Annotated in this window: 17 protein-coding genes; 10 read left to right on the forward strand and 7 right to left on the reverse strand. The window is 73.0% G+C overall.

Going from position 1 to position 21279, the window contains the following annotated elements:
• Position 1 precedes the first annotated feature (1 nt).
• Both G011_RS0104455 and G011_RS0104460 read left to right on the forward strand, forming a co-directional pair.
• On the forward strand, positions 2–736 hold the full coding sequence (locus G011_RS0104455; RefSeq protein WP_036552201.1) for an NrtR DNA-binding winged helix domain-containing protein: 735 nt from the start codon (positions 2–4) through the stop codon (positions 734–736).
• 686 nt (positions 737–1422) lie between these two features.
• The gene (locus G011_RS0104460) at positions 1423–3465 is read left to right on the forward strand and encodes a BCCT family transporter (protein ID WP_036552244.1); all 2043 of its coding nucleotides are present in this window, start codon (positions 1423–1425) and stop codon (positions 3463–3465) included.
• A 58-nt stretch (positions 3466–3523) separates the two neighbouring features.
• Here G011_RS0104460 and G011_RS0104465 read toward each other — a convergent pair whose 3' ends face one another.
• A complete protein-coding gene (locus G011_RS0104465) occupies positions 3524–4324 on the reverse strand; it encodes an SDR family NAD(P)-dependent oxidoreductase (protein ID WP_019607432.1) in 801 nt (266 codons plus the stop codon).
• A gap of 380 nt (positions 4325–4704) precedes the next feature.
• On the opposite strand from G011_RS0104465, the gene G011_RS0104470 reads away from it, so the two are divergent.
• From G011_RS0104470 to G011_RS0104490, 4 genes are all read left to right on the forward strand, one after another.
• Complete coding sequence (locus G011_RS0104470) at positions 4705–4899, forward strand: hypothetical protein (protein ID WP_019607433.1); 195 nt, start codon at positions 4705–4707, stop codon at positions 4897–4899.
• A 108-nt stretch (positions 4900–5007) separates the two neighbouring features.
• On the forward strand, positions 5008–5898 hold the full coding sequence (locus tag G011_RS0104475) for a dihydrodipicolinate synthase family protein (RefSeq protein WP_019607434.1): 891 nt from the start codon (positions 5008–5010) through the stop codon (positions 5896–5898).
• Between the two features lie 235 nt (positions 5899–6133).
• Complete coding sequence (locus G011_RS0104485) at positions 6134–7024, forward strand: alpha/beta fold hydrolase (protein ID WP_019607435.1); 891 nt, start codon at positions 6134–6136, stop codon at positions 7022–7024.
• Between the two features lie 13 nt (positions 7025–7037).
• Positions 7038–7937 (forward strand): virginiamycin B lyase, encoded by a 900-nt coding sequence (locus G011_RS0104490; protein ID WP_019607436.1) that lies wholly within the window; start codon positions 7038–7040, stop codon positions 7935–7937.
• 71 nt (positions 7938–8008) lie between these two features.
• Here G011_RS0104490 and G011_RS0104495 read toward each other — a convergent pair whose 3' ends face one another.
• The 4 genes from G011_RS0104495 to G011_RS0104510 all read right to left on the reverse strand — a co-directional run bounded on the left by G011_RS0104495 (position 8009) and on the right by G011_RS0104510 (position 12672).
• Positions 8009–8968, reverse strand: a complete 960-nt coding sequence (locus G011_RS0104495; RefSeq protein ID WP_019607437.1) for an EamA family transporter — start codon at positions 8966–8968, stop codon at positions 8009–8011.
• Complete coding sequence (locus G011_RS0104500; protein ID WP_019607438.1) at positions 8965–9555, reverse strand: TetR/AcrR family transcriptional regulator; 591 nt, start codon at positions 9553–9555, stop codon at positions 8965–8967. Before G011_RS0104500 ends, G011_RS0104495 begins: the two co-directional genes overlap by 4 nt.
• A 155-nt stretch (positions 9556–9710) precedes the next feature.
• Positions 9711–11435: a SpoIIE family protein phosphatase gene (locus tag G011_RS0104505; RefSeq protein WP_019607439.1), complete on the reverse strand. Its 1725-nt coding sequence runs from the start codon at positions 11433–11435 to the stop codon at positions 9711–9713.
• Between the two features lie 406 nt (positions 11436–11841).
• Positions 11842–12672: an oxidoreductase gene (locus G011_RS0104510; RefSeq protein WP_019607440.1), complete on the reverse strand. Its 831-nt coding sequence runs from the start codon at positions 12670–12672 to the stop codon at positions 11842–11844.
• 184 nt (positions 12673–12856) lie between these two features.
• On the opposite strand from G011_RS0104510, the gene G011_RS0104515 reads away from it, so the two are divergent.
• Entirely contained in the window at positions 12857–13714 is an 858-nt protein-coding gene (locus G011_RS0104515) for a helix-turn-helix transcriptional regulator (RefSeq protein WP_019607441.1), read from the forward strand.
• 152 nt (positions 13715–13866) lie between these two features.
• Here the strand turns inward: G011_RS0104515 and G011_RS0104520 are convergent, their stop codons facing one another.
• On the reverse strand, positions 13867–15369 hold the full coding sequence (locus G011_RS0104520) for a carboxylesterase/lipase family protein (protein ID WP_196808484.1): 1503 nt from the start codon (positions 15367–15369) through the stop codon (positions 13867–13869).
• A gap of 15 nt (positions 15370–15384) precedes the next feature.
• Entirely contained in the window at positions 15385–16290 is a 906-nt protein-coding gene (locus tag G011_RS0104525) for an MBL fold metallo-hydrolase (protein WP_019607443.1), read from the reverse strand.
• 187 nt (positions 16291–16477) lie between these two features.
• Between G011_RS0104525 and G011_RS0104530 the strand changes: the two genes are divergently transcribed.
• The 3 genes from G011_RS0104530 to G011_RS0104540 all read left to right on the forward strand — a co-directional run bounded on the left by G011_RS0104530 (position 16478) and on the right by G011_RS0104540 (position 21080).
• Entirely contained in the window at positions 16478–19267 is a 2790-nt protein-coding gene (locus G011_RS0104530) for a LuxR family transcriptional regulator (protein ID WP_026338014.1), read from the forward strand.
• Positions 19268–19469: 202 nt separating this feature from the next.
• Positions 19470–20057: a helix-turn-helix domain-containing protein gene (locus G011_RS0104535; RefSeq protein ID WP_019607445.1), complete on the forward strand. Its 588-nt coding sequence runs from the start codon at positions 19470–19472 to the stop codon at positions 20055–20057.
• A 123-nt stretch (positions 20058–20180) separates the two neighbouring features.
• Complete coding sequence (locus G011_RS0104540; protein WP_231391373.1) at positions 20181–21080, forward strand: trans-aconitate 2-methyltransferase; 900 nt, start codon at positions 20181–20183, stop codon at positions 21078–21080.
• Positions 21081–21279 lie beyond the last annotated feature (199 nt).

Genomic DNA, 21279 nt, shown 5'->3' on the forward strand with positions numbered 1-21279 from the left:
GATGACCTTTAAAGATGCCGCAGCAGACGAACGCCTGAAGAGGTCCGTGGGCGTCGAGCTGTCACTGGTGACCGTTGACCTTGCCATCTTCACGATCAGGGACGACAGGCTCATGGTGCTGCTCGTGGAGCGCGGGGCGGAGCCCTTCCTCGGACGCGCGGCGCTGCCCGGTGGACGGGTGCGCTCCGACGAGACCCTCGACGAGGGCGCACACCGGGAGCTGCTGGAGGAAACCGCCATCGACGGCGCGCCGCTGCACCTGGAACAGCTCGGCGCCTATGGAGATCCCGGCAGGGACCCTCGGGGCCGCGTCGTCACCATCGCCTACCTCGCCCTGGGCCCGAACCTGCCCGCACCCGTGGGCGGCACCGACGCCGCGCACGCCTACTGGGCCCCGGTCTCCGACCTTCTCGACGAGCCCGGATCGCTGGCCTTCGACCACGCGCGCATCGTCGAGGACGCGGTGGAGCGCACCCGCAGGACACTGGAGTACACCACCGTGGCGACGGCCTTCTGTCCCGAACCCTTCACTCTTCCCGAACTGCGCAACGTCTACGAGGTCGTGTGGGGGCGCTCCCTGGACCCCAGCAATTTTCGGCGCAGAGCCACCAAGGCCAAAGGGTTCGTGGAACCGACAGGAGATCAAAGACTCCAGGCCACCGGCCGACCGGCAGCTCTCTACCGAAAAGGAACCGCCGATCTTCTGAACCCGCCTTTTCTGCGCTCAGGCGGTTGAGGGAAGCAGCCTTTTCAGGGTCTTCGCCCCCGAGACAGGTGAGGAGTGCCGGGAACCGATCCCGGCGCACACCGCGGTCTCCGCAGCCCTCCTGCCAGCCCCGGAAAAGGCGAGGACCCTCGCTCCGAAGGCCGATCGCACTCATGTGGAACAACGATCGTCGTCATGTCGAAGCGAGGGCGCGCCGGGCAATGGCCCGGTGGGAGCGGCTGACGGCGCTCCAGCTCCTGGGCTGCGCCCGGGAGCCGAATTCGGATGAGGGGGTGTGGCCGCTTCCGAACCAGAGGGAGGGAAACCCAGAAGAAATCAAGGGGCAATAAATTTCAACCGCGGTCGCACAACCCGACTGTCGCACCAAAACGCCGTACTTCTTGTTGACAACCATCCACGGCACAGTTATCGTCATCGCTTATGTCGAAATTCGCATCGTCGGTGCAGGGCCGACCCGGGCGCGGGCGCACAAGAGGACCTACGGCCCGAACCGCGTCCGGCGGCCCGGCCACCCCGCCGACCCGGCCGACACTGTTGTGCGGTGGCGCACCCGACGGTGGCGGCTGCTAGTTCCGCCGGTACCGGGCGGCACGGCCGCCGGTTCTCCCACCCTTTTCACCAAACTTTCCGGCGTGCGTTCGTGCCCCAGGCGCGGTTCGCACCCCTGCTCCACTATTCGTGAGGCTGTGTTCGCCATGCCCGAAAAACCACATAAAGACAAAGAGCAGACGAGCCGCCGCAGGGAGGAACACAAAAACGATAAAGGCAAAGGCCAGTCCTCGGGATCGCGGAGCCGGACGGGCCACACCGCGCTCGGAAGCCTGGACTACCAGCACCCAACGTATCCCCACGACACACACCCGGTCCTCGTTCCGGGCATCTCGATCGACGACCAGCGCCGCAGCTACCGGATCGACTGGCTCGTCTTCGCGATCGCCGGTTCGCTGACGGTCGCCTTCGTCGTCTGGGGCATCTGGTCGCCGGGAAGCGTCGCCGCGGTCGCCGAGACGGCGTTCTACTGGTCGACCGACAACCTCGGCTGGATGTTCAACGTCGTGGCCATCGTCGTGCTCGTCTCCACCGTGGGCATAGCGTTCTCGCCCTACGGGAGGATCCCGCTGGGCAAGGACGGCGAGCGGCCCGAGTTCAGCACGTTCTCCTGGACGGCCATGCTGTTCGCCGCCGGACTGGGTGTGGCGGTCCTGTTCTGGGGACCCTCGGAGCCGCTCGGCTACTTCATCTCACCGCCTCCGCTGACGAACGAGCCGGAGTCGGTCGAGGCCATGCACACGGCGCTCGCCCAGATGTACTACCACTGGGGCTTCCACGCGTGGGGCATCTACGCGCTGGTCGGCGGGGCCGTCGCCTACGCCGCGTACCGCCGCGGCCGTCCCCTGCTCATGTCCTCGATCTTCCGCGCCCTGTTCGGACGACGGCTCACCGAGGGTTTCGCCGGAAAGCTCGTCGACATCTTCGCGATCATCGCCACGCTCTTCGGCACCGCCGCCGCCCTCGGTATCGCGGCGATGCAGATCGGCTCCGGCGTCAGCATCGTGTCGGGCGCCGGGGACCTCACGAACAACACCCTGGTCGTCATCATCGCGGTCCTGACCGTCGGCTTCGTCGTCTCGGCGGTCTCGGGCGTCGCACGGGGCATCCGGCTCCTGTCGAACGTGAACATCGTGCTCACGATCGGCATCGTCGCGGTCTTCCTCTTCCTCGGCCCCACACTGTTCCTGCTGAACCTGCTCCCCTCGGCGGTCATGGAGTACTTCGGCTCCCTGTTCGACATGATGGGCCGATCGCTCTCGTGGGGTCCCGAGACGCAGGAGTTCCAGTCGCTGTGGACCGTCTACTACTGGGCGTGGTGGATCTCCTGGTCGCCCTTCGTGGGCATCTTCCTCGCGCGCATCTCCCGCGGCCGCACCATCCGCCAGTTCGCCCTCGGCACGATCATCATCCCGTCCTCGCTGCTCTTCGTCGCCTACGGGGTGATGGGCGGCACCTCCATCTGGATGTACCGGGAGGGCGCCCCCGGTCTCACCGAGGGCATGCCCGCGCCCGAGGTGCTCTTCGCCCTCATCGACAACCTGCCGTACGTCGAGTGGCTGCCCTTCGTCGTGATCGTGGTGCTCGCGATCTTCTTCATCACCGCCGCGGACTCGGCCTCGGTGGTGATGGGCATGCTCACCACGCAGGGGGACCAGAACCCGCGCCCGTGGGTGGTCGTCTTCTGGGGCCTGGTCATGTCGGGGATCGCGATCGTGATGCTGCTTCTGGGCGACGCGACGGCGCTGACGGGCCTGCAGCAGCTGGTGATCGTCACGGCGGTGCCCTTCGCGCTCGTGCTGGTCCTCGCCGTCGTCGCGTGGTTCAGGGAGCTGCGCACCGACCCCCTCACCCTGCGCATGCACTACATCGACACGGCGATGGACAACGCCGTGACCGAGGGGGTGGACCGCTACGGCGACGACTTCTCCCTGAAGGTCGTGGAATCGCGGCCCGGGGACGGAGCCGGGGCGGGCATCGACTCCACCGACGAGAGCTACACGGAGTGGTACCAGCGCACCAACGAGGAGGGCGAACCGGTCGGCTTCGACTTCGGGACCGGGGAGTGGGCCGACGGCTACGACCCGGACGCTGGTGAGACCTCGGAGACCGCCCCCGAAGGGGCCGTGGTGAGACGGGAAGACCGCGTCGAGGTGTCGGAGACCGGGACCGAGCCCGAGGAACGCTGACTCCACCGCCCCGGCCTCCGCCGTTCAACCGACGTCGGGGGCCGGCCCGCCCCACCGGTCAGACACCGGACTTCTCCAGCAGTTCGTTCGTCAGTTCGGCGAGACGACGACGGTATCCGGGGTCGAGGGCGGCGGGGACGGAGGGCGGTGTCTCCACGCCGTCGTCGAAGTGGCGTCCGCTGACCCGCTCCAGCTCGGGCGCGTCCACCAGACGGCGTGTGGCGGCCACCCCCTTCTCCAGGGGGTCGTGGAACTCCACGCCCGCGGCCCTGGTGAGGGAGGTCTCCATGTAGGTCCCCGGGTGCAGGGAGTTGACCGTGACCCCGCTGCCGACCAGTTCCTCGGCCAGGTCCAGGGTGTGGCTGATGAGGGCCAGTTTGGACCGGCGGTAGGCAGCGGGTTCGGTGAAGCCGCGTTCGAACTGCGGGTCCTCCAGGTCCAACTCCTGCTGTCCCCGGGAGGCGATGTTGACCACCCGTGAGGGAGCGGACCGGCGCAGCAGCGGCAACAGCTCCCTCGTGAGCAGCACCGGCGCCAGGTAGTTGACCGCCAGGCGCAACTCGTGGCCGTCAGCCGAGGTCGTGCGCTCGGCGCCGTCGATCCGGAAGCCCACCGCGGCGTTGTTGACGAGCACGTCGAGCCGGTCGTGGCGGGCGGCGACCTCGGCGGCGAGCCGCTTGGCCCCGGCGAGGGAGGAGAGGTCGGCCCGGTAGACCTCGCCGCCGGTGTCCGCGGCGACCTGTGCGAGCCGTCCGGTGTCGCGGCCGTGGAGCAGGAGCCGGTGCCCTGCCCCCGCGAGGTCCTCGGCCAGGGCTCGGCCGAGTCCGTCCGACGCGCCGGTGACCAGGATGGTGGCCATGTGGGTGCCTTTCACAGAAGGGGGCGCCGCCGGTTCGGCCGACCGCGCGCTCCCACGGTATGACGGCCGCCACCACCGGTCAACAGAGGTTGACCTGGGCCGATGTCCGCCGACCCGGGTGAGGAGCCCGCCCCGCAGGCGGGGAGAGCGGGACGACCGACGCCGCGCGGCCCGGACGGCGGTCCGGTTGCCGCGGTGGCGGAAGCCGCGAAGCCGTTCGGAGGCCGTACTCGTACAGGATGGGTCGGACGGGGCGGCGGAAACCGGGCGGATACGCTGCTGAGCGGGGAGGGCCGCCGCTTCCGCGGCGATGGGCTCCCCGCTCTCTCGCACTCTCGCGGCGCGCGTCCGCGATCCTGGAAACAGTGAGGTGGACGGCCATGGACAAGCCGCGTGGGAAGGACTCGTTCTCGTTGCTGTACAGGACGGGGTTCCGTATCAACTACGCGCTCCTGCACGTCATGGGCCCGGCATCCCTGACCCCCGAGACCGATCCGCAGCACCGCGCGAAGAGGGAGTACGAGCGTCGGCGTGAACTCCACCGGGAGTGGAAGGCGCACCAGCGGTCCCGATAGCACGACCGGGCGGAAGGTGTTCTCCGACACCGCGCCCCCCGCGAACAGCAGGGGACGGGGTCGGGGTGCCCGGCCGCCACACCCGCCCCGCACACATGAGGAGAAACCATGTTCACCGGCCTGAGCGCCTTTCCGCTGACCCCGTTGGACGACGACCGCTTCGACGAGCGGGCCTACGCGGGGCTGGTCACCCGCCTGGCGGAGGCGGGCGTCGACTCCATCGGCGCGCTGGGATCGACCGGCTCCTACGCCTACCTGGACCGTGAGGAGCGCCGCCGCGCGGCCCGGACGGCGGTACAGCACGCGGACGGCACACCGGTGGTCGTCGGTATCGGCGCACTGCGCACCTCCCAGGTGCAGGCCCTGGCCCAGGACGCCCAGCAGGCCGGTGCGTCCGCCGTGCTGTTGGCTCCGGTGAGCTACCAGCCGCTCACCGACGAGGACGTGTTCGCGCTCTACGAGGACGTCACCGCCGAGCTGTCGGTGCCCCTGGTGGTCTACGACAACCCCGGCACGACGCGCTTCACCTTCTCGACCGAACTGTACGCGCGCGTCGCCGCGCTGCCCGCCGTGGCCGCGATCAAGATCCCGCCGGTGCCCGCGGACCCGGTGGCCGCCCGTGAACGTGTGGCGGCGGTCCGCGCGGCCGTGCCCGACCACGTGGGCATCGGGGTCTCCGGTGACGGCGTCGCCGCGACGGGGCTCAACGCGGGCTGTCGGGCCTGGTTCTCCGTGGTGGGCGGAACTCTGCCCGCCGCCGCCCTGCCCCTGGTCCGCGCCGCCCTGGGCGGTGACGCCGAGGGGGCGGCGGCGGAGTCGGAACGGCTGCGTCCGCTGTGGGAGTTGTTCGCCTCCCACGGCAGCCTGCGCGTGGTCGCCGCGATCGCCGAACACCTGGGGCTGGTGGCCCCGCGCTGCCTGCCCCGCCCGGTCCTGGGACTGCCCGCCGCCGAGCGGGAGCGGGTGGCCCGTGTGGTTGAGCAGCTGGGCCTGGCCTGAACGGCGCCTGTGGGGACGTCCCCCACGAGAGCGTGTGGCCGCCTTCGTCCCCGGCAGCCGCTCAGGCGCGCGAGAGGAGGAACGGGCTCTCGGAGCCGACTCGTACGAACCGCTCGACGTCGTCGCCCATGACAGTCCCCGAGTCCACCGACTCCGGAGGCAGCCCCCGGGGCGTCCGCGCCGCGACACGGGAAATACGGTTGCGGCGAGGACGCACCGGGCCCAGGATGATCCGGTGCATACCCGGGAGACCACACTCGACCTCGGCCACGGGGCCCTGGCCGCGCTGGACTTCGGCGGCGCGGGCGCCCCGGTCCTCCTCGTTCACGGCAGCGGGCACAACGCGGCCGCCTGGACGGACGTGGCGGCCCGTCTGACCGACCACTGCCGGGTCGTCGCCGTCGACCTGCGCAGACACGGCCGGACCAGGGCCGACTCCCACGACGCGGAGCAGTACTGGCGCGACCTCGCCGGTGCGGTCCGGGCCCTCGGCTGGGAGGACCCAGTGCTGGTCGGGCACTCGCTGGGCGGTTACGCCGTCACCGCCGTGACCGCCAGCGGACTGGTCCGCCCCGCCGCGGTGTGCGTCGTCGACGGGCTCGTCCTGGACACCCGGGAGCAGGCCGTGGCCAACCAGGAACGCTGGACCACGCCCGAGGCGATGGAGCGGGTGCGCGCCCGGTTCGGCTACGGGTGGTCCGCCACCCCGGAACAGGCGCGCGAGTACATCGAGCGCGGTGTGCGGGAGGCCCCCGGGGACGAACTCAACCGGGACTGCCGCCCCGGCCTGGTGCGCGGCGTGCTGGAGCGCTCCTTCAGCAGGGAACAGCACACGTGGCTGCGGCGTCCGACCGCCGAGCAGATCGCGGTGATCAGCGCCCCCGCGCCGGACGCGGCCGTCTACCCCAGCGTGGACGTCTACGAGCGCCTCACCTGCCCGCTCACGGTCGTCCTTCCCGACCGGGGCTTCTACGCCGCGCGCCGCGACGAGGTACGGGCCCTCGTCGCCGCACGCCCGGAACGCACACTCGTGGAGATGCGCACACACCACAACGTGCCCATGGCCCGCCCGGAGGAACTCGCCCGCGTCATCTGGGACGTCGTGCGCGCCCGACCCACCGCATAACCGGAGAACACCTGTGACACACCGCATCCAGCAGCGTTCCGTACGCGAGTATCCCGTGGCCGCGCAGGGCTCCGGCCCGTACGGCATCACCGCCGGGACCGACGGTTCGCTGTGGGTCACGCTCGTCCACCACGGCCGGATCGCCCGTATGGCACCGGACGGCTCCGCGACCGTGTACCCGCTGGACTCCACCGCGTGCGCGCCCTCGCTCATCACCACGGGCCCCGACCACGCGCTCTGGTTCACCCGTGCCAAGGACGACAGGATCGGCCGTATCACCGCGGACGGGAAGGCCGACTCCTTCGCGCTGCCGACCCCTGGCGCCCAGCCCTTCGGCATCACGAGCGGGCCCGACGGGGCGCTGTGGTTCACCGAGATGAACGCCGACCGTGTCGGTCGTATCACCACCGACGGGGAGGTCACCGAGTTCTCCGTGCCGACGAGGGGAGGGGTCCCGTCGTTCATCGCCTCCGGGCCCGACGGAGCCCTGTACTTCACCCTCAACCAGGCCGACGCCGTCGGCCGCGTCACCGTCGGCGGGGACGTGACCCTTCATCCCCTCCCGACCGGCCAGGCGGGGCCCGTCGGTATCACCGCGGGTCCGGACGGCGCCCTGTGGTTCGTGGAGATCGCCGCGGGCCGGATCGGCCGCCTCACCACGGACGGACACATCCGGGAGTTCCCCCTCCCCCGGCGCGACTCACGCCCCCACGCCATCACCGCGGACCCCGGAGGGGGCTGCTGGTTCACCGAGTGGGGCGCGAACCGCGTCGGGCACATCACGGCGGAGGGCGACATCGACCTGTTCGACCTGCCCGCGCCCTCCCGCGAACCCCACGGCGTCACGGTCACCGCGGACGGAACGGTCTGGGTCGCCCTGGAGACCGGCGGTATCGCCTCCCTGTCACTGTGAGGCCCCGCTCCCCGGACTCGGGGCGAGGAGCCGCGCCCTCCCCGGCGCCGTGAGGCCCCGCGACCCGGCGCTCACGCCGGTTCGCGGTCCGCGTTCGCGGGCGTGCCCGCCGCACGGGCCGGTTCCACGGGCGGCGTTCCCGGGCCGGAGGCCGGTGCCAGGGCGAGCGTGACCGGGACCAGGGCGATGAGCCCCAGCCCGAACCACCCCGTGCCGGTCAGCGTCTCCCCGACGACCAGGACCGCCAGGAGCGCCGCGACCGCGGGTTCGCTCAACGTGACCGTGGTGGCCGTGCTCGCCGAGACCCGGGTCAGGCCGAAGCCGAAGAAGAGGTAGCCCAGGAACATGGGCACCAGCGCCATGTAGGCGGCCACCGTGAAGGCCTGCGCGGAGGCCACGAGGGGGGCACCGGTGAGCACGAGCACCGGCATCAGCAGCACGCCGCCGCAACCGAAGACCGCCCCCATGGACGCCGCCCGGTCGATGCCGCGCCCCATGAGGGTGTGCGCCGCCCAGGAGAACGCGGCGTAGGTGAGGCCCGCCACCAGCCCGAGCGCGACACCGGCCGCGGTCCCGCCGGGCGAGGCGGCGGGGGCGGCCGTGTTCGACACGCACAGCAGCGCGCCGCCGACGATGCCCACCGCCGCGGCCAGCATCCACCACCGGCTCAGCGGTGTGCGCTGGACCACCAGCTCCAAGAGGCCGGAGGCCAGCGGTGCCGACGCCAGGGACACCACGGTGCCCACCGCCACCCCCGCCAGGTGCATCGAACCGTAGAACGCCAGGGGGTAGACGCCCACGGCCAGGGCTCCCACCGCCACCAGGGGCAGGTTCTCCCGCAGCCGGGAGCGGGCCGCCGCCAGCGCGGGCAGGGCGATCAGCGCCTGGAGCAGGCCGCCGATCCCCAGGGCGGCCGAGCCGATGGCCAGGGGCCCGGCCTGCGGGGCGAAGGTGGCGGCGGTGCCGGTCGTGCCCCACAGGACGGAGGTGACCGTGATGGCCGCGATGCCCAGCGTCCGGTGGCGGTTCACAGCGCGTCCACCAGGGCCGCGGCGATCGCGCGTGCCTCCAGGAGCCGGTCCGGCGCTCCCTCCAGCCCGGCCCGGGCCATGGAGCCCTCCAGCAGGAACGAGCAGTGCCGGGCGGTGCGCGCCGCCGTGTCGGGGTCGGTGATCTGCTCCAGGTGCCCGGCCACGAGCGCCTCGACCTGCTCCTTGTGCTCGCGCACCCGTTCCCTGCCCGGTGCGCCCGCGGGGAGTTCGGCCGCGGCGTTGAGCAGCCCGCAGCCGCGGAACCCGTGCTCGTAGGCGGCCGAGGCGTGGTCGACGTAGGCGTCGAACACCGCCAGGACCCCCTCCCGGGGGGTGTGGGCCTCCTCCAGTCGGCGCCGGTACAGGTCGAGCCACTCCCGGTGCCGCTCCTGGAGGTAGGCCAGCGTCAGGTCCTCCTTGGAGGAGAAGTTGTTGTACAGGCTCATCTTGGCCACACCGGCCTCGGCGGTGACCGCGTCGATGCCGGTGGCGGTCACGCCGTGGGCGTAGAACAGCCGCGCCGCCGCGCTGAGCAGCTTCTCCCTGGCCGATCCCGCACGCGGACGGGCCTCCTCGACCTGCGCCATGGTGCACCTCCGCTATCGGACTAGGTAGACCAGTCTACATATAACCGGTGGCGGACCTCTCCAGCGGGTCGGGCGCTCACGGGCCGTGGACGCGCATCCCAGAACGGGCTCCGGCGTCACCGCCCGGAGGACGGAGCCCGCGGGCGGCCGTCGCTTCAGCCGTCGGTCGCGTCCGCCGGAATGCGGATGACGAGCAGGGCGGCGTCGTCGTCGTTGGCGCTCGGCCGTGCGCGCTCCAGCAGCTGGTCGGCGAAGGAGTTCAGGGGGCGGTGCGCGAGGGAGGCCGCGTGCTGGCGCATGCGGCTGAGGCCCGTGTCCAGCGTCTGCCCCCGGGCTTCGATCAGGCCGTCCGTGTAGAACACGAGCGTGGACCCGGGCGGCAGGGCGATGCGCGCGTCGGCGCGCGGCCGCGCCATCCCCGTGCCGAGCAGGACCCCGTTCCCCTCCTCCAGGTAGTGGGTGATGCCGTCGTGGTGGACGAGCAGGGGCGGGGGGTGGCCGGCGCTCGCCCACAGCAGTTCCCACCGTCCGGCCTCGTCGACCGTCAGGTGGGCCAGGACGAGGGTCGCCATGTAGACGTCGCTGATGTGCTCCAGGGCCTGGTCCATGCGCTCCAGCGTGCGGTGGGGGGACTGCTCCTGCGCCCAGGTGTAGGCCCGGAGCATGTTGCGGAGCTGGGCCATGCCGGCCGCCGCTTCCAGGTCGTGGCCGACGACGTCGCCGATGACCAGGGCCGTGTCGCCGTGGGGCAGGGGGAAGGCGTCGTACCAGTCACCGCCGACGTGCGAGACGTCTGGTGCGGGCAGGTACCGGGCGGTCATCTCCGCTCCCGCCAGCTGGGGGAGCTGGGGCAGCAGGTAGCGCTGCATGGTCTCGGCGACCTGGCGCTGGCGCTGGTAGTGGCGCGCGTTCTCCAGGGCCAGGCCGATGCGCCGGGCGATGTCCTCCAGAAGGGCGAGGTCGTCGCGGGCGAAGGGGTGCTGGGAGCCCGTGCGCCCCAGGGTCACGGCGCCCAGCACCTCCCGGGGCCCGCGGATGGGGGCGATGGCCGCGGTGTTGATGCCCGTCGCCTCGAACAGCCTGCGCTGCTCCACCGCGATACCCGTGTCGGGCGGACCGGAGTAGATCTCACGGTTGACGAGGGTGGAGGCGGCGCCTCGCAGGGCTTTGGACAGGGGCATGCTGGAGGTCGGGGGCACCGGGGGCATCGGCCCTTGGAGGTCCTCGCGCACCGTGGTCCTGCCCTGGTCCGCCTGGACCACCAGGGAGCGGGACACCTCGTCGCCTTCGGTGATCAGGTCGATGATCGCCCAGTCCGCGAGTCGTGGAAGCATCAACTCCACCACCCGGAGCAGGGACTTCTCCACGTCGATGTTGTTGATCAGGTGTGCGGTGGTGTCGGCCAGCAGGGCCAGCCGCTCCGTCTCCGACAGTGTCCGGCGGGGAGGGGCGGAGCGCCCGGGGGTCTCCTCGTCCTGCTCGACGGCCTGGAAGAAGACCAGCTCCGCGACCTGGGAGCCGTCGGGCTTACAGGGCACGGCGGACCACGACACGGGGAGGAGCGTGCCGTCGCCGCGCTCGAACCAGGACTCCCCCGCGCGGGAGAGGGGACCGGACGGCGCCTCCTGGGAGGCGTCGCGTGTCTCCCTGACGACCGCCTGCCCCCGGGCGTCCCGGTGCAACGACCGCAGGTCCTGCCCGAGCGTCTCGTCCGCCGAACGGGCCAGCAGTCGCAGAGCGGTGGCGTTGACCGCGACGATCCGCTCCCTCTCGTCGACGGCGTACACACCCGCGCTCAGGCTGTCCAGCGCCTCCGCGAGGAACCGGTGTCGGCCTGACACACCGGTCGAATCGCTGTACGTACCGGCATCCTCGTCCACAGCGTCTCCTTGTCCGACGGACCTTCGCACACCCCCAGGCCGAGGGTCGGGCATGTCCGGTGCGTACCTGCCACTCCGGTGCGTACCTGCCTCGCCCACGAGGAAACACCCTCCGCGGGCGGGGCCGGAGACACTCGTATCCGTTCGACGGGCTGGACGGGTCTCACCGCAACCGGCACTGGCGGGACTCCGGTGCCGGGAGCTCCTTCCCGGCACCGGCCTGCAACCAGCCACGACTACGTCAGAGAACGTACACCAGTGCCCCGGGTGCGGTGACCCCGCCTCACCTCGGTGGACGAGAGGAGAGACGGGGGTGCCGGTCCGCGTGCCGGGGCAGGACCGGGCCGCGCCCGGGGACGGGCGACGGCCCCGCACCGCCGACCACCGGGCGGGCCCGCCCGGCCGATCAGGCGGCGGACCACTCCCGCGGGCGGGCACGGACGAAGTCGGCGAAGGTGCGGGGCGGGCGGCCGGTCAGGCGGTGGACCGTGTCCGTGACGAGGTCCTCGCTACCCCCGGCGATGTCGGTGTCCACCCGGACCAGCGCCGAGGCGAAGGGATCGGGCATGCCCGCGTCCAGGTTGCGCCGGACCAGCTCGGACACCGGGGCGGGCGTGTGGCGCACCGGCCGACCGGTGGCCTCGGCGATGACCGCCGCCGCCCGCGCGTACCCGAACGACTCCGGGCCGGTGAGCACGTGCTCACCGGCCACCGGACCCGGCGCCAGGAGCAGCTGCGCCGCGACGGCCGCGATGTCGGCGGCGTCGATCCATCCCAGCTTCCCCTCGCCCGTCGCCGAGCGGATCTCGCCGCGCTCGCGGATACCCGCCGCCACCGGGTGCGCCCCGGTGAAGTTCTGCATGAACCCCGACGGACGCAGCACCGCCCACTCCGGGAAGGACCGCACGGCCTCGCCCAGCTCCGCGACGCCCGGGGCCCCGGACAGCCGCGCCAGCGAGCCGAGCAGCACCACGCGCCGCACCCCTGCGGCCCGGGCCGCCGCCAGGAACGGCCCGGCCGTCGGCATGGGGTCCAGGGTCATCGGCGGCGGCACCAGGTACAGGGCCCGCGCCCCGTCGAGTGCCCGGGCGTGGGTGACGGGGTCGGCCCAGTCGAAGGGCACGCCGCCGGGCCCCGGCCTGCGGCTGGCCACGCGCACGTGCGCGCCGCGGGCCCGCAGCGTCTCGGTGAGGGGGCGGCCGGTGTTGCCGGTGCCGCCGGTGACGAGGATGCTCATGTCTTCGGTCCCTTCGGGTGTTCGGTCCGTCCGCGCCTGCGTCGTCCGGTCCGTGTCGTTCGGCCCGTGTCGTTCGGTCCGTCGTCCGCCACACTGGCGGGGCACGGCGCGCGGGGGAACGGCCGCGTCGTCCCCGGACCAGTGGTCCGTGGTTGGCCGTCCGCGCGCGTGGCAGGCTGGGGGCGTGGACAGACGAGAACTCGGCGGATTCCTGCGCGCCCGCCGCGAGGCCCTGCGCCCGGCCGACGTCGGCCTGCCCGAGACCGCGGGCGGGCGCGCGCGGCGCACACCGGGGCTGCGGCGCGAGGAGGTCGCCGACCTGGCCGGGGTCTCGGTGAACTACTACGAGCGGCTGGAACAGGCCCGGGCGCCGCGCCCGTCACCGCAGGTCATCGACGCGATCGGGCGGGCTCTGGAGCTGTCGGAGGCGGAGCGGGCGCACCTGTCCCGGCTCGCGGGGCACGCGCCTCCCGCCCGGCCCGGCCCGGACGGACAGGTCCCCGCGGGGGTGCTCGCCCTGCTGGAGCGGCTCGGCCCGGTCGCCGCCTACGTCTGCGACGCCCGCCACGACGTCCTGGCCTGGAACGGCCTGGCGTCCGCGCTGATCACGGACTTCGCCGCGCTGGCCCCGGCCGAGCGCAACGTGCTGCGGCTGTCCATGCGCCTGGGCGGAACGGTGTGCTCGGCGCCGCCGGAGTCGGCGGGCGGGTTCGCGGCGCAGGCGGCGGCCCAGACGCGCGAGGCGCTGGCCCGCCGCCCGCACGACTCCGCGCTGCGGCGGCTGGTCGGCGAGTTCGCCGCGCGCGACCCCGGGTTCGCGGAGCAGTGGCGGCGGCACGACGTGCGGCCGCGTGCGACGCTGCGCAAGCGGGTGGACCACGGTGAACTCGGCGTGCTCGACCTCGACTGCCAGACCCTGGCCGTGCCGGGCACCGACCTGCGCGTGGTCGTGTTCAGCGCGGAGCCGGGCACCCTGGACCACGACAAGCTCACCCGTCTCCAGCTCCGCCTCGCGGCACCCGAGCCCTCGTCACGGCACTAGCGGGAGCTGCTCCTCCCCCTGCCCGGACGACGCCGGAGCCGGCGCGACAGCCGGTTGCACGGGTGCTCCACGAACCGCGGTCCCGCCGGGCCGAGGGGCCAGCGCCCTTCCTCAGCTCGGGCGGGCGGGAGCGGTACGGCGGCCCCGGAACGTCACGGCGCCGTCCAGGCCCGCCGCTCCGCGCTCCGGGGGTCGTCGACCCGGGTCCACTCGGTGTCGATGCGCATCGTGGCCCGGCGCTCGTCGTCGTAGGGGGCCCAGCCGGGGTCGCCGGTCCCGGCGAACCGGATCCAGGTCCCGTGAACGCGGGCGGCCAGGTCCGCGGGGGGCTCTGCGCGCCCCAGCAGACCGCCCGGTCCGCGCAACCGCGGCAGGTGCGCGAGGTCGAAGACGAAGGGCAGCTCGACCGCGTGGGCGGCGCCGAGTTCTCCGTCCAGGGCGTCGGAGCGCCACGCGAACTCGTAGGCGAAGGTGGTGGACCCCGGATGGGAGGCGTGGGCGCTGGCCAGGGCCCAGCTGCCCGCGCCGAACAGCGCGTCGCCTATGACGGCGGACCGCAGCTCACCGAAGGACGCCTGAGGGTGTGCCCTCCGGTACGTCCGGACGAGCCGCGCCGGATCCGGGTGTGAGCGCGCCGCGGCCGCGTCGACGTCGGACGCGGTCGAGGTGGAGTAGGCGCCCACGGGGGCCAGGTAGAGGTTCCCCTCCTCGGTGTTGGTCCCGATGAGCAGGTCGACGTCCGCGCTGAGCCCGGCGGCGACGGATGCGGCGGGCTGTGTGTCGAGGACCAGGCTGAAGGGGCTGAGGCCGATCAGCGGGTCGTGGTGCGTCCCGGTCCGCAGGTCGATGCCCGCGAGCTTGGAGGCGGCCTCGACCAGGCGGTCGTCGGAGATCTGCGCGAAGGCGTCGGCATGGGGCCGGACGCCGAGGAGTTCGGCCGCGGCGCCGGTGACGCGGGCGGCCTGCTCGGTCGTGAACGCCCCCAGTCCGCTGCCGCTCTGGACGATCGCCCGCCGGAAGAGGCCCGTGGCCTCGGGGGTGGCGAGGACGGCGCCGACGATGGTCGCTCCGGCCGACTGGCCGAAGAGGGTGACCCGGCGCGGGTCACCGCCGAAGGCGGCGGCGTTCTCGCGGACCCAGCCCAGCGCGGCGACGACGTCGAGCAGGCCGCGGTTGGCGGGTGCTCCGGGGATGTCGAGGAACCCGGCGATACCGAGCCGGTAGTTCAGGGTGACGAGGACGACGCCGTCACGGGCGAAACCGCTGCCGTCGTACATCGCGGAGCGTGTGGAGCCGGCGACGAACCCCCCTCCGTGGACGAACACCATGACGGGCAGGCCGCCGTCCGCTGTCTCGGGCGCCCAGACGCTGACGGTGAGGTAGTCGTCTCCGCGGCTCCAACCGTCGCCGAAGTAGGGGGTCATGTCCACGCCGCCGAGTCCGCGTTCGGCCTGGGGCGCGTTGGGTCCCGGCACGGTGGCGTCCCGTACGCCGTCCCAGGGCTCGTGCGGTCGCGGCGGCGCGAACCGGTCGGCGCCGCGGGGAGCGGCGGCGTACGGGATGTTCAGGAAGGCGGTGACGCCGTTGTGGCGTCGACCGCGGACCGCTCCCCGAGCGGTGGTCACGACGGGGTCGGGGTGGTGGTTCACAGGCATGCCTTTCCGCTGGCCTCAGCCCTGCTGGGTGTACGGGGCGAAGGGGGCCCAGCCCTTGATGGCGAACTTGTCCCCGTCGCGCACCACTTCGGCGGCGCCGTGGCCGCCCAGGTGCGCGGGGATCACGAGGGTGTTGTCGTCGGCCGCCCTGCCCAGGACCTCGCGGCGGGTGGCGCGGGCGCCCGCGGGGTCCTCGCAGAAGCAGCTGTTGGCGTCCGGTTCGAGGATCTGCACCGGGTTGTGCAGCAGGTCGCCGACGAACACGGCCCGGTCCGTTCCGGAGGCCAGGGTCAGCACGGAGGAACCGGGGGTGTGCCCGGGAGCCGCGTCCAGGCGCAGGTCGGCGTCGATCTGGTGGCTGGTCTCCCACAGCAGCGTCTGGCCGGCCTCGTGCACGGGGGCCACGCTGTCCTCGAAGACGTTCTGGTTGCCGCGGCCCAACCGCGGATTGTGGCCGTTCTCGGGGTTCCAGAAGTCGAAGTCGTCCTTGGGCATCAGGTACGTGGCGTTGGGGAAGGTGGGAACCCAGTTCCGCCCGTCCAGGTACGTGTTCCAGCCCACATGGTCGATGTGCAGATGTGTGTTGACCACGATGTCCACATCCTCGGGCGCGACTCCGGCGCGGGCGAGATTGGCCAGGAAGTCGGTTTCGAGACGGCTCCAGACGGGCGCGTACGGGCGTTCCTTGTGATTGCCCACACCGGTGTCGACGAGAATGGTCTTGCCCCCGCTGCGCAGCACCCAGGTCTGGATCGCCGAGTTCACCGTATTGGCCTCGAAATCCACGAAATACGGGCTCAGCAAGGGGGCGCCGTCGTCCCAGAGCTCCTTGGAAACCTCCGGGAAGAAGGTGTCGGGCGTCATTTCCACGGAACCGTAGTACTCCCGGACCCGGGTGATCGTGACATTGCCGAGTTGCATTTGTTCCATGAGGCTTCCTCAGTGATTCGGATGCTTTCTTGGGACCCTAGGGGCGGCCTCGGTGCACGCGGTATCCGTCACGTGACTGCACCTGCGCACACGCCCCGGCACCGGCTCCGCCGCTTGTAGCCTGGGTGGGCCAAGGCAAGGCGGCTCCGACCGGGGAGCCACGACTCCTGGAGACCCCGTGGGCGAGCACGCAGGCGGCCCCGGTGCGGTCACGTGGCCGGACCCGGATCCAGCGGAACCGATCGTCGGCCGGGACATGGAGTTGGCGCGCCTCTTCCGCGCGGTGGACTCGACGTCGACCGACCGGGTCCTGGTGCTGGTCGGCGACCCGGGCATGGGAAAGAGCGCGCTGCTGGGCTCCGCGGCGCGCCGGGCCGAAGCGAGCGGTGCCCGCGTCCTGCGCGCCGAGGGGAGCGAGTCGGAGTCGGGCCTGGCGTTCTCCGCGCTGCACCAGTTGCTGAGGCCGGTCTCGGCCCGGGTGGACGCGCTGCCGGAGAGGCAGCGCACGGCGGTGCGCGACGCCTTCGGCGCGGGGTCGGCCACGACAGAATCCGACCCCATGCTCATCGGGGTCGCCGTCCTGAGTCTGCTCTCGGCCCTGGGTGACCGGCGCCCCGTGCTCGTGGTGCTCGACGACGCGCAGTGGTTCGACCGCGCTTCCCTGGACGTGCTGTCCTTCGCCGCCAGACGGCTGGAGGGCGAACCGGTGACGATGCTGTTCGGGGTCCGCACCGGCGACCGCCTGCCGGGGCTCGACCGCCACCTGCCGACGCTCGCGCTGGAAGCACTCGGCGACGCCGCCGCCAACCGGCTGCTGGACATGCAGCCGGGCAGTCCCGTCGGCCGGGTCAGAGCGCGGATCCTCGACCAGGCCGGCGGCAACCCGCTGGCGCTGACCGAACTGACGAGGGCGTCCGCCGCGCACGACGCGGCCGCGGGGCCGCCCTCCCCGGGTCCGCTCCCGCTCACCGATCACCTGGAGGGGGTCTTCGCGGCCCGTCTGAACGACCTGCCCGCCTCCAGCGGGCAGGCCCTGCTGCTCCTGGCCGCCATGGACAGCGTCGACTCCGCGATCGTCGCCTCCGTCGGGCTGCCGCACGCCGGGGACGACGCGTGGCTGCCCGCCGAACGGGCCGGGCTGGTCCGGCGGACCGGTCTCGACGTCCGGTTCCGCCACCCCCTGACCCGGTCCGCCACGTACCACGCCGCGTCCCCCGCCTCACAGCGCGAGGCCCATCTCGCACTCGCCGAGTTACTGCGGGACGAACCGGATCGGCGTGCCTGGCACCTCGCCGCCGCCTGCCTAGGCCCCGACGCGGCCGTGTCGGCGGAGTTGGAGCGGACCGCCGGTCGGGCCCGCCGTCGCGGCGGCCACGCGGCGGCGGCCAGTGCCCTGCGACGCGCCGCCGAACTCGCACCGCGGCGCGAGGACAGGGCCAGGCTGCTGGTCGAAGCGGCCTCGGCGGCCGTGTTCACCGGCGACATCTCCTGGGTCGAGGAACTGGCCGCCGAGGCACGCGCGCACACCGAGGACCCATCGCTCCTGGCATCCGTCACCGCGCAGGTCGGACGGCTGGCGGTGCTGACCGTGCGCCACACCGTGGTCTTCTCACGACTGGTCCGTTCCGCCGAGCAGGCGGCGGTCTCGCGGCCCGCCACCGCGCTGGACCTGCTGGCCGATGCCGCCGTGGTCCGCTTCTACTCCGGGGAGGACGCCCAACGGCGCCGGATCCAGGCCGCCCTGGAGCGACTCCCCGGGGACGCGTCACACGCATGGCCACGCGTCTGGGTGAGGGCCGTGTCGGACCCCTTCGAGGGCAGGGCCGAACTCCTCTCCCTGCTTCCGCGGTTGGTCCGCGAGGCGGAGCGTCAGCCCGACCGGCTCACCGCTCTCGCGGTCATGGCGTGGCTCCTGGACGAGACCCCGCAGGCCGTCCGCGCCTTCGACGAGGCGTTCGACCGCTGGAAGTCACAGGGGCCGCTTCCGGAGGGCCTGGAGGGTGCTGCCGCCTGGAGCTACGTGGAACAGGGGCGGTGGGATCGGGCACGCGAGGCCTGTGCCCGCACCGCCGCCGTCGGGGCGAGGGCCGGTCTCGACCACGCCGTGGCGTGCGCGGCCGCGGTGGAGGCCACCGTGCTGGCCTACCAGGGGGACACGGCGGCGGCCCGGGCCCGGGTCGGGGACGTGTTCGCCCTGATCGATCCGATGGAGAGCCGATCCGTGTCCGTCTACGCCCGTCGCGCGCTCGGTGCCGCGGCGGTCGCGGAAGGCGGGTACGAGGACGCGTACGACCAACTCCGCATGGTCTTCACCGCGGACGGCGCTCCGGTGCACTACCACGCCTCCTACCCGGCCCTCGCGGACCTGGCGGCCGCCGCCGCGCGCGGCGGTCGGCGCGCGGAGGCCGCCGCGATCGTCGAGCGTTGCGCACGCGCGCTCGGAGACGGCGCCTCGCCCCGGCTGCGCGCGCTGATCAGCCGGGCCCGTGCCCTCCTGGCGGACCCCGAGGACGCCGAGGCGCACTTCCGGGCGGCCCTTGCCGATCCGCGGCTGGAGCACTGGCCCTTCGAGCGGGCCCAGACCCTGCTGGACCTGGCCGAATGGTTGCGGCGCCGTCGGCGCGTCACCGAGGCGCGGGGGCCGCTCACCGAGGCTCTGGAGGTCTTCCGGCGTCTGGGGGCGCGTCCGTGGATCGAGCGCGCCCGGTCCGAGTCGCGCGCCGCCGGCCTCGACGTCACGGACGCGGCCCCCGACGCGCTCTCCCGGCTCTCCCCGCAACAGCAGCAGATCATCAGGCTCGCCGCCCGCGGGCTGACCAACCGGGAGATCAGCGAGAAGCTCTTCCTCTCTCCGCGCACGGTCGGCTCGCACCTCTACCGCAGCTTCCCCAAGTTGGGCGTCACCGCCCGCTCCCAACTGCGCGACCTGGTCGAGAACGCCCTCCCGACGACCGCTCACCCGGGGTAGGGCCCGCCCGGAAGGGCCGGGCCAGCGGCTGGGGGAAGGGTCCCCCGAACGCGGCGGACACTTCCTGTCGCTGGAGGTCCCCGGGTACTCCGTCGACGACCTGTGGGAGGGCCTCGCGGCGGTGCTGGCCGCCCGGCGGTGAACGCGGCCCCCGCACGGGCCGCCGCCTTCGGCTTTGCATCAAAGGCATACCATGATGCCCATGACGCAAGAAGACGGAGAGCTGGACGGCCTCGTGCGCAGGCGCATCCGCGCCCTGCGGGTGGCGCAGGGCTGGTCCCTGGAGGAACTGGCCAAACGCGCCCACCTCAGCCAGTCCTCGCTGAGCCGCATCGAGAACGGTCGGCGCCGCCTCGCCCTGGACCAGTTGGTCACCCTCGCCCGAGCGCTGGACACCACACTGGACCAGCTCGTGGAGGCGGCCGACGACGACGTCGTCATCAGCCCGATGATCGACGGCGCCCGCGGCCGGATGCGCTGGCCCGTCAAGGGCGACCCCGGCATGAGCGTGGTGCGCCAGCGCGTGACCGAACCGCCGCCCGACAACCCGGCCCGCATGCGGGCCCACCCCGGGCGCGAATGGCTCGTCGTCCTGTCCGGCACCGCGACGCTGATGCTCGGCCACCGGCGCTTTCGCGTCGAGACCAACCAGGCCGCCGAGTTCCCCACGATGACGCCGCACGCCATCGGCGCCGAGGGCGGACCGTGCGAGATCCTGGGCATCTTCGACCGCGACGCCCGCCGCGGCCACCAGCGGGAGGAGGACGGCCCAGGCGCCCAGGACGCCTGAGGATCGGCCGCGCCGACCGCGCGAGGACCGCGTCTTGCGCGTCGGGCAGCACATCCGGCCATTGTCTTGCGCAAAACGGGAACCTTCATGCTTGGGGCGCATGGGCGTCCTACCGTGGAGACCATGGACCAGACGCACTCGCACGACCACGGCCACGGCGCCCAGCACGACCACCACCAGGGACACGACCACCGGGAACACGACCACCAGGAGTACGACGCCGACGTCCAGGCGGAGATCCTCGACCTGGACGCCGAGGTCCTCGCCGAGCACACGGACTCCATCACGGCGTGGCTGCCGCTGACGGCGGACCCGCGTCGGATCGTGGACCTGGGCTGCGGCACGGGCGCGGGCACCTTCGCCCTCCTCGACCGCTTCCCCGACGCGCGCGTCACGGCCGTCGACACCTCCGACGGACACCTCCAGCGGCTGCGCGACAAGGCGCGCACCCTCGGCGTCGAGGAGCGGGTGCGCACCGTGCGGGCCGACCTCGACGCCCCCGACTGGCCCGACCTGGGCTCACCGGACCTGGTGTGGGCCTCGGCCTCGATGCACCACATGGCCCGCCCCGACCGCGCGCTGCGCAGCGTCCACGACGCGCTCGCGCCCGGCGGCCTGTTCGCCGTCGTCGAGCTGGCCGGGTTCCCCCGCTTCCTGCCCGAGGACGCCCCCGAGGAGCGGCCCGGCCTGGAGGAGCGCGTCCACGCAGCGGCCGACCGCCTCCACACCGAGCACATGCCCCACCGGGGCGCCGACTGGGGCCCGATGCTGACCGCCGCCGGTTTCACGGTCGAGGGTGAGCGCACGATCGCCGTGGACATCGGGGGCTCCCAGAGCGAAGCGGTCGGCCGCTACGCGCTCAGCGGCCTGCGGCGCATCCGCACCGGCGTCGCCGGAGAGCTCTCCCCCGAGGACCTGGCCGCGCTCGACCGGCTCCTGGACACCGACGGCCCGCACAGCATCCTGCGCCGCGACGACCTGGCCGTGCGCACCGAACGCGCCGTGTGGGCCGCGCGCCGCTGACCCCGGCCCCGGGCAGCCCCGGCCGCACGGCAGGCAACCCCGGCACCCGGTGAAGGGTGGGCGGCGACGCGACGCCGCCCACCCGCCGCCGCTCCACCCGGGCGACGGCCCCGCCGAGTGGGGAGGTCGGCCGCGCCGGGAGGCTTTCTTCGTCGCGACGCGGACGGGGAACCCGCCGGTTCCGGCCCCGCCCGCATCC

The organism is Nocardiopsis sp. CNS-639, assembly GCF_000381685.1.
GTDB lineage: Bacteria > Actinomycetota > Actinomycetes > Streptosporangiales > Streptosporangiaceae > Nocardiopsis > Nocardiopsis dassonvillei.

What these genes read in the sequence shown, in the direction of transcription:
- G011_RS0104455 (WP_036552201.1), top strand. Translation starts at nt 2, where the DNA reads ATGACCTTTAAAGATGCCGCAGCAGACGAACGCCTGAAGAGGTCCGTG.
- G011_RS0104460 (WP_036552244.1), top strand. Translation starts at nt 1,423, where the DNA reads ATGCCCGAAAAACCACATAAAGACAAAGAGCAGACGAGCCGCCGCAGG.
- G011_RS0104465 (WP_019607432.1), bottom strand. Translation starts at nt 4,324, where the DNA reads ATGGCCACCATCCTGGTCACCGGCGCGTCGGACGGACTCGGCCGAGCC.
- G011_RS0104470 (WP_019607433.1), top strand. Translation starts at nt 4,705, where the DNA reads ATGGACAAGCCGCGTGGGAAGGACTCGTTCTCGTTGCTGTACAGGACG.
- G011_RS0104475 (WP_019607434.1), top strand. Translation starts at nt 5,008, where the DNA reads ATGTTCACCGGCCTGAGCGCCTTTCCGCTGACCCCGTTGGACGACGAC.
- G011_RS0104500 (WP_019607438.1), bottom strand. Translation starts at nt 9,555, where the DNA reads ATGGCGCAGGTCGAGGAGGCCCGTCCGCGTGCGGGATCGGCCAGGGAG.
- G011_RS0104510 (WP_019607440.1), bottom strand. Translation starts at nt 12,672, where the DNA reads ATGAGCATCCTCGTCACCGGCGGCACCGGCAACACCGGCCGCCCCCTC.
- G011_RS0104520 (WP_196808484.1), bottom strand. Translation starts at nt 15,369, where the DNA reads ATGCCTGTGAACCACCACCCCGACCCCGTCGTGACCACCGCTCGGGGA.
- G011_RS0104525 (WP_019607443.1), bottom strand. Translation starts at nt 16,290, where the DNA reads ATGCAACTCGGCAATGTCACGATCACCCGGGTCCGGGAGTACTACGGT.
- G011_RS0104535 (WP_019607445.1), top strand. Translation starts at nt 19,470, where the DNA reads ATGACGCAAGAAGACGGAGAGCTGGACGGCCTCGTGCGCAGGCGCATC.
- G011_RS0104540 (WP_231391373.1), top strand. Translation starts at nt 20,181, where the DNA reads ATGGACCAGACGCACTCGCACGACCACGGCCACGGCGCCCAGCACGAC.